The sequence below is a fragment of the Amaricoccus sp. genome (assembly GCF_036846665.1).
Lineage (GTDB): Bacteria > Pseudomonadota > Alphaproteobacteria > Rhodobacterales > Rhodobacteraceae > Amaricoccus.
The window spans coordinates 1-7,535 of sequence record NZ_DAIUBO010000190.1 but is presented as its reverse complement, the minus strand read 5'-3'; the positions used below and the strand labels follow the sequence as shown (position 1 = coordinate 7,535).

At 70.4% G+C, this 7,535-nt stretch carries 6 protein-coding genes, 1 tRNA gene and 1 pseudogene; 4 read left to right on the top strand and 4 right to left on the bottom strand.

What is annotated here, in order from left to right; all coding sequences use genetic code 11:
- The 4 genes and pseudogenes from V7050_RS15920 to V7050_RS15905 all read left to right on the top strand — a co-directional run.
- Nucleotides 1-672, top strand: a pseudogene (locus V7050_RS15920) (phage portal protein); the annotation flags it as partial.
- Entirely contained in the window at nucleotides 669-1,004 is a 336-nt protein-coding gene (locus V7050_RS15915; protein ID WP_324369051.1) for a phage head closure protein, read from the top strand. The pseudogene V7050_RS15920 and the gene V7050_RS15915, both read left to right, overlap by 4 nt.
- A gap of 48 nt (nucleotides 1,005-1,052) precedes the next feature.
- Nucleotides 1,053-1,712, top strand: coding sequence for a hypothetical protein (locus V7050_RS15910; RefSeq protein ID WP_324374322.1), 660 nt, complete (start codon nucleotides 1,053-1,055; stop codon nucleotides 1,710-1,712).
- A 181-nt stretch (nucleotides 1,713-1,893) separates the two neighbouring features.
- Entirely contained in the window at nucleotides 1,894-2,313 is a 420-nt protein-coding gene (locus V7050_RS15905; protein WP_324369048.1) for a hypothetical protein, read from the top strand.
- Between the two features lie 89 nt (nucleotides 2,314-2,402).
- Here the strand turns inward: V7050_RS15905 and V7050_RS15900 are convergent.
- From V7050_RS15900 to V7050_RS15885, 4 genes are all read right to left on the bottom strand, one after another.
- Nucleotides 2,403-2,477: transfer RNA gene (locus tag V7050_RS15900), tRNA-Phe, on the bottom strand.
- A gap of 125 nt (nucleotides 2,478-2,602) precedes the next feature.
- Entirely contained in the window at nucleotides 2,603-3,031 is a 429-nt protein-coding gene (gene mscL / locus V7050_RS15895) for a large-conductance mechanosensitive channel protein MscL (RefSeq protein WP_324369064.1), read from the bottom strand.
- A gap of 25 nt (nucleotides 3,032-3,056) precedes the next feature.
- Nucleotides 3,057-5,462: a phenylalanine--tRNA ligase subunit beta gene (gene pheT / locus V7050_RS15890; protein ID WP_324369046.1), complete on the bottom strand. Its 2,406-nt coding sequence runs from the start codon at nucleotides 5,460-5,462 to the stop codon at nucleotides 3,057-3,059.
- A 334-nt stretch (nucleotides 5,463-5,796) separates the two neighbouring features.
- On the bottom strand, nucleotides 5,797-7,535 hold a 1,739-nt coding region (locus V7050_RS15885; protein ID WP_324410818.1), incomplete at its 5' end, for an ATP-binding protein.

Below are 7,535 nucleotides of genomic sequence, written 5' to 3'. Positions count from 1 at the left end.
GTCCGGCTGGCGGCCGAGCCGGTGGCGCCCTGGTCGGGACAGGCGCCACTGCGGCGGGCCTCGCTCTCGGCGCAGCTCCTGCACGAAGTGGAGCAGGCGCTTCACGAGACCTTCCGGGATGCGCCGATCGGCAGCATGATCGTTCCGCTGGACGGGGGCGGCGGCGAAGCGCTGGAGTCGGTGCGCGGCAGCCTGCGCGGCCGGCGCGGTGGCGCCCTGGTGATCGAATACCTCAGCCAGGCGATCGCAGGCGGGGCGCCGGTGCCCGGTCGCGGTCCCGACCACCTGACCCCACGGCTGCGCGAGGCGGCCGTGGTGGAGACCCTGGAGGCGGCGCGGGGCGCCATCTGCACCGCCTTCGGCGTGCTGCCGGCGCTCCTGAACGCCACCACCACGGGGCCGCTGGTGCGCGAGGCGCAGCGCCACCTGGCCGGATGGACCCTGCAGCCGATCGCTGCGCTGGTGGCCGAGGAAGCCTGCGCCAAGCTCGGCGCAGAGATCGAGATCGACGTGATGCGGCCCTTGCAGGCCTATGACGCCGGCGGCCGTGCGCGCGCCCTCGCAACGACCGTGCAGGCCCTCGCCCAGGCGAAGGAAGGCGGGCTCGCGCCGGGCGACCTGGCCGGCGCCATGGCGCTGCTGAGCTGGGGGCCGGGCGAGACGGCGCCATGAAGCAGCCAACCGCGGGGCGGCTCGACAGGCGCATCACGATAGAGCGCCCGACCTATGGCACCGACGCCTTCGGCGGGGCGCCGGTGTCCGCCTGGGTGCCGATCGGCACCGTCTGGGCCGAGGTCACGCCGGTCAGCGACGGCGAACGCTGGCGCGCGGCCGAGCTGGCGGCCGTGATCACCACCCGGTTCCGCATCCGCTGGGGGCTGGGCGTCACGGTGGAGGACCGGATCATCTACGGCGGGCGCGAATACGCCATTTCCGGCGTCAAGGAGCTGGGGCGGCAACGGTGGCAGGAGCTGACGGCCAGCGCCCGCGGCGAGGCCCCGTGAGCGAAACGCCGATCAGGACAGGGCAGGATGCCCATGCGGCGCCCTGACGTGGCACACAAGCGCGATCGGGCCAAGCACCTTGGCCGGCTCGTCAACGGCCGTCGCTTCGATCTGGTGTCGCGCATCCGCGCGATAATGGTGCACGGCGAGCCTACCGTATTCGCATACGAGGCGCCGATCCGGCACGGTATCAGGAGCGGCCTGATCCTCTCCGGTGGCTGGACGTGGAAGGCGGCGGACGCCGCGGCGGCGGAAGTCGTGCGAGAGGTGCTGAACCAGCTCGGGGCGAAGCGCCCGACGTGGCAGCAAGGGCAGCCGGGCTGGACGGAAGAGGGCATCGCGCGCCTGCAACGTGACAACTGCGCTCGATGCGGAAAGCCAATTCCGATGGAGCGTCTGCTACAAAGCGGCGGTGGCGGCTGGGTGAAGTACTGCGACTCCACCTGCGCCTTTGCCGCTCAGAGCGCGATGAAATGTGAACGCGAGGGCGAGGAAGGCAAGGCGCGGCACGCGGCCGAGGTTGCGGCGGCCTGGCGGCGCGCGAAGGATGCCATGCCGTTGAAGCCTTGCGAATACTGCGGTGACCTGTTCCACCCGACCCCGGCGAAGAAGGATCGCCCGGAAACCCGGTACTGCACCCCGCGGTGCCGGAACAAGGCGCGGGCCGGAACACCGCAAGCTCGGACCTGGTATCGAGGGCAATTCTGAAGGCTTCAACGTCGCTAGGCCATGTGCTAGGGTGAGGCGGGCCGAGGGGAAGTTGGCGCTTCCACCCCGACCCTGACCACAACCCGCCCAATGGAGGGGCAAGCCGTGGCTACCGCAAATCCTACATTCGCGCGCGCCGTGTCGCCATGCCTCCCCGGGCATTTTCTGAGGGAGTGCCTAGATGACCAAGACTGCCAAGATGAACCGGCGCGAGATACTTGCGGGCGCGGCTGCGGCTGCAACAATACCCCTGGCCGGCCAGTCTGCACCCCATGACCCGGTGCACGAGGCCATTGCTTTGTGGAAAGCGGCGAACGGCGACATCACAAGTGTACTCGGGTTGGAACTGTCGGATCGAGAGATGCAGCCGTTCGAGGACCGGGAATATCAGGCGCGCTTGGCTGTCTGCGAGACCAGGGCGACGAGCTTGAGCGGCCTTTCTGCGCAACTGCTCTTCGCATTCGGTATCTTCGGAGAGGGACGGCCAGGCTTCGACCTGGACGACCCGGACGGTTACGAATTCGGAGAATGGACTGAACACCTGGACGAGAAGCTTTTGCGAAACCTGCTCGCCACATCGCGTGAACTGGCCGCGCGGTAAGCACGTTTGATCGGGCCGCAATCTGGTACCTACGTGGTACCTAGCGGCCCGTTCCCTCTCCCCAACTTCCGATTAAGTCTTTGATTTTGTGGTGCCCGGGGGCGGATTTGAACCACCGACACGCGGATTTTCAGTCCGCTGCTCTACCCCTGAGCTACCCGGGCCCGCGACGGGCGAACCGTCGAACGCCGCCGCTGATTAGGGGAACGGCCCGGCCCTGTCCAGCGGAAATCCTGCGATGGGCGACGTCGACGCGGCAGGCGCCGGGATCGAAAGGGGATCCTCGCCCTCAGCCGCCGTCGCCGGCCGGCTGCGCGTCGCGTTTGAGGATGTCGCGGATCTCGGTGAGGAGCTGTTCCTGGCTCGGCGCGTCGGGCTCCTCGGGCTCCGGCTCTTCGACGGCCGCCATGGCTGCCTCCTTGATCTTGTTGACGCCCTTGACCAGCAGGAAGACCACCCAGGCGACGATGGCGAACTTGATCACCGCATTGATGAAATTGCCGTAGCGGAAGGTCGCGGCATTCTCGCCCTCGCCGAAGCGGATCACCTGGTCGGAGAAGTCGATGCCGCCGACGAAGAACCCGATCAGCGGGTTCACCAGATCGTCGACGAGCGAGGTGACGATCGCGGTGAAGGCCGCGCCCATGATGATGCCGACGGCCATGTCCATGACATTGCCGCGGGCGATGAAGTCGCGGAATTCCTTGAGCATTCGGATCTCCTTCCTCTGCGCCCGCCGGCCGTCAGGTCCGCAGGCTGCCACCTGTCGCGGTCTCGACCGCCGCGACGATGCGGGCCGAGACGGCCTCGATTTCCCTGTCGGTCAGCGTGGCCTCGGTCGGCTGCATCCGGACCGCGATGGCCAGCGACTTCCGGCCCGCGCCGAACTGCGCCTCGGCCCGCGGGCCGGAGAAGACGTCGAAGACCGTGACGCCGTCGATCAGCGCCTTGTCGGCGCTTCGCGCCGCCTTCACCACCTCGCCGGCCTCCACCTCGGCATCGAGCACGAAGGCGAAATCGCGCTCGACCGCCTGGAAGTCCGAGGCGACCAGGGGCGGGCGGGTGGCGGTGCGGGTCTTGGGGAAGGGCAGCGCCTCGAGCTGGATCGCGATGGCCACCGCCGGGCCGCGCAGGTCCAGCGTCGCCAGCACGCGCGGATGCAGCTCGCCGAAGGCTGCGAGCACGGTCTTCGGGCCGAGGGTGATCACCCCCGATCGGCCGGGGTGGAACCAGCCCGGGGCGCCGCGCCGGAGCGTCGTCCTGGCCGGCGCGCCGATCGCCGCGAGCACGGCTTCGGCATCGGCCCGCGCGTCGTGGAGGTCCACCGGCCGGCGGCTGCCGTGGGCATCGCGCGGCGCGGTGGCGCCGATCCGGATCCCGGCGGCGATGCGCGCCTGCTCGCCCGGCTCGCCGCCGGCGAAGGACTGGCCGACCTCGAAGAGCGCGAGATCGGCGAAGCCGCGCGCCTGGTTGCGGGCGGCGGCGCGCAGCAATCCGGGGAGAAGATCGGGCCGGAGGTGGCTCATCTCCGAGCTGATCGGATTCTCGAGCCGCGTCGCCTCCTGCCCGCCGCCGAAGGCCGCGGCCGCCTCGCGGTCGATGAAGCTGTAGGTGACGCATTCGTTGTAGCCGAGCGCTGCGATCCGCCGCCGGGCCTGGGCCTCGCGGCGCTGCATCGGCGTGAGGATCGGGCGCGCCACGCCGGCGGGGCGCCGGAGCGGCCGGCCCTCAAGGCGCGAAAGCGAGGCGATGCGGGCGATCTCCTCGACGAGATCCGCCGGCCCCTGGACGTCCGGGCGCCAGGAGGGCACCGCGACATCGAGCGTAGCTCCCTCGCCCTCCGGCGCGAAGCCCAGGGCCGAGAGAATGCGGATCTGCTCGCCGCGCGGGATCTCCATGCCTACCAGCCGCTCCACATGGGCGGGGTCGAGCGGATAGCTGCGGGCGGTTCGCGGCACCGCGCCGGCGACCATCACCTCGCTGGCGGTGCCGCCGCAGAGATCGAGGATCATCCGGGCGGCGAGCTCGACCCCAAGCGGCGTAAAGGCTGGGTCCACCCCACGCTCGAAGCGGTAGCGCGCGTCTGAATTGATGCGCAGCCGCCGGCCGGTCCGCGCGGTGCGGTGCGGGTCGAACCAGGCGGATTCGATGAAGACGTTCACCGTCTCGGCGGTGCAGCCGGTGCGCAGGCCGCCGATCACGCCGCCGATCGCCTCGGGGCCCTGCTCGTCGCAGACCAGGGTCTCACTGCCGTCGAAGGCATAGGTCTTGCCGTCGAGCGCGGGCAGATGCTCGCCGGGCCGGGCGAGACGCACGGTGATCGCCCCGTGCAGCTTGTCGGCGTCGAAGACATGCAGCGGCCGGCCGCGGTCGTAGGTGACGAAATTGGTGATGTCGACCAGCGCCGAGATCGGCCTGAGCCCGATGGCGCGGAGCCGGTCCTGCAGCCATTGCGGCGAGGGGCCGTTCTTCACGCCGCGGATCAGGCGGCCGGCGAAGAGCGGGCAGGCCTCGCCGGCCACGTCGGGCGCGAGATAGACGCCGATGGGGCAGGGCTCGGCGCCCTCGACGGGCTCGACCGCGGGCGTGCGCAGGCGGCCCATGCCGCGCGCCGCCAGGTCACGGGCGATGCCCGAGACCGCCAGCGCATCGGGTCGGTTCGGGGTGACGGCGATGTCGATCACCGGGTCGAAGGGGACGACGTCGATGTAGCGGGCGCCGACCTCGGCCGAGGGATCGAGCTCGACGATGCCGTCGTGCTCGTCGGAGAGCTCCATCTCGCGTTCGGAGAGCATCATGCCCTGGCTCTCGACGCCGCGGATCCGGCCGACCTTGATCGTGGTGTCGATGCCGGGGATGTAGTCGCCCGGCGCCGCCACCACGACCTTGATGCCGGCGCGCGCGTTCGGGGCGCCGCAGACGATCTGCTTCTCGCCCGCCGCGGTCGCCACGCGGCAGACGCGGAGCTTGTCGGCATCGGGATGCGGGCCCGCTTCGATCACCTCGCCCACGGTGAAGGCGGCCAGCCGCGCGGCCGGGTTGGTCACGCTTTCCACCTCGAGCCCGAGATCGGTGAGGGCGAAGGTGATCGCGTCGAGGGTCGCGTCGGTGTCGAGATGTTCCTTGAGCCAGGCGAGCGTGAATTTCATCCGTTGGTTCCGTCGGCGGAGGTGCGCGGCGGGTTTAGCGGATGCGGGACCGGGGCGAAAGGGGCGGTTCCGGAGGCGATTCCAGCCGCCGGAGCGGGCCGGTTCGAGGCCGTCCCCATGGGGACAGGATTTAGCAGCCTGATATTATTGGATAAAAGTGTTAACGTGCCGAATCCTGCGGTCCGGGCCGGGCCCGGCGTGTCCGGCCGTCGCCACGAGCCGGTCGTCGGCATGCGCGGATTCGTCCGGTGCCGGATCCGCGATGGGCATGCGCCGCCGCGGCGGAGGGGCGCCGGTCCGGAGCGACCTCCCGAAGTCATCCGGAGGGCGGGGGTCAGGCTTCCAGCATCTCCTTGACCTTCTGGGTCAGCTCGGGGAGCGTGAAGGGCTTGGGCAGGAAGCTCGCGTCGGGGATGCCGCTGTCGCCGCCGACGAAGGCGTCCTCGGCGTAACCCGAGACGAAGACCACCTTGGCCTCGGGACGGGTGCGGCGTGCCTCGCGCACCCAGGCGGGGCCGTCGAGGCCGGGCATGATGACGTCCGAGACCATGATGTCGACGTTGAGGCTCTCGTCCTTGAGGATCTCCAGCGCCTCCTCCCCGGAGGCCGCCTCCATCACCGTGTAGCCGCGCAGTTGCAGCGCGCGGGCGGCGAAGCTGCGCACCGCGTCCTCGTCCTCGACCAGGAGCACGAGGCCGCGTCCGCTCAGGTCGCGCGGGCGGCGGATCTCCGGCTCGACGGGCGGCGGGGCGATGGCGGTCTTCTCGTAGGCCGGCAGGTAGATGGTGAAGACCGCGCCCTGTCCCGGCGGGCTGTCGACGAAGATGAAGCCGCCGGTCTGCTTGACGATGCCGTAGGCGGTGGAGAGGCCGAGGCCGGTGCCCTCGCCGACCTGCTTGGTGGTGTAGAAGGGCTCGAAGATCTTCGCGAGCTTGTCCTTCGGGATGCCGGTGCCCGAATCGGCGACCTCGACGACGACGTAGTCGCCGGGCAGCACCACGGCGCGGTCGCGGTGCAGGTCGCGGTCGAGATGCTCGTTGCGCGTGGAGATGCGCACCTCGCCGCCGCGGGGCATGGCGTCGCGGGCGTTGACCACGAGGTTCATGATCACCTGCTCGAACTGGCGCTCGTCGACGCGGACCGGGTTGAGATCCGGCCCGTGCTCGATCCGGAGCGTCACCTTTTCGGTCAGCAGGCGGTTCAGGAGATGCGTGAGCTCGGAGAGCGTGTCCTGAAGGCTTATGATCGTGGGGCGCAGGGTCTGCTTGCGCGAGAAGGCCAGCAGCTGGCGGACGAGGGCGGCGGCGCGGTTGGCGTTCTGGCGGATCTGCATCAGATCACCATGCTCGGTGTCGGCGACGTCGTGGCGCATCAGGAGCAGGTCGCAATGGCCGTTGATGGCGGTCAGGAGGTTGTTGAAGTCATGCGCCACGCCGCCGGCGAGCTGGCCCACGGCCTGCATCTTCTGGGACTGGACGAATTGCGCCTCGAGCGTCTTGAGCTCGGTGGCGTCGGAGAGCACCGCGAGCAGCGAGGGCGCGCCGTCGAGCACGGTGCGGGTGAAGGCGACCTGCAGGAAGATCTCCTGGCCGTCGGCGGTGCCGCGGGCGACCTCCGACCGGCCCAGCGCCCGGCCCTTGCTCGTGTCCGAGAGGCGTTCGCGGATCGAGCGGCCCAGCCCCTCGATCAGGTCGGAGATGTTGACCCCGGGCTCGGCGCGCTCGCCGAGCAGCTGGCGCGCGGCGCGGTTGGCGTAGATCAGCCGGCCGTCGGTCTCGAGCCGCGCCAGCGCCACCGGCAGCTCCTCGAGGAAATGATCCGGCACGAGGCCCGCGATCTCGTCGCCGGCCAGCGGCACGAAGAGCACGTCGCGCTGGGAGTCCTGGCCGGGCAGCACCACGGCGCGCACCGGTTGGCCGCTGCCGGCGAGGATATGGATGCCGTCGGGGCGCAGCGGCGGGTCGACCAGCGCGGATTCCAGCGTTTCGAGGGGCTGCGGCAGGCCCTGCGCCGCGGCGGGGTTGAGCGCGGTCACGCGGCCCCCGGCATCGGCGCGGAGCCAGGGCACGGCGG

Excerpts from the sequence above, each read along its gene's own strand:
- V7050_RS15905 (WP_324369048.1), top strand. The coding sequence starts at position 1,894 with ATGACCAAGACTGCCAAGATGAACCGGCGCGAGATACTTGCGGGCGCG.
- pheT (WP_324369046.1), bottom strand. The coding sequence starts at position 5,462 with ATGAAATTCACGCTCGCCTGGCTCAAGGAACATCTCGACACCGACGCG.
- V7050_RS15915 (WP_324369051.1), top strand. The coding sequence starts at position 669 with ATGAAGCAGCCAACCGCGGGGCGGCTCGACAGGCGCATCACGATAGAG.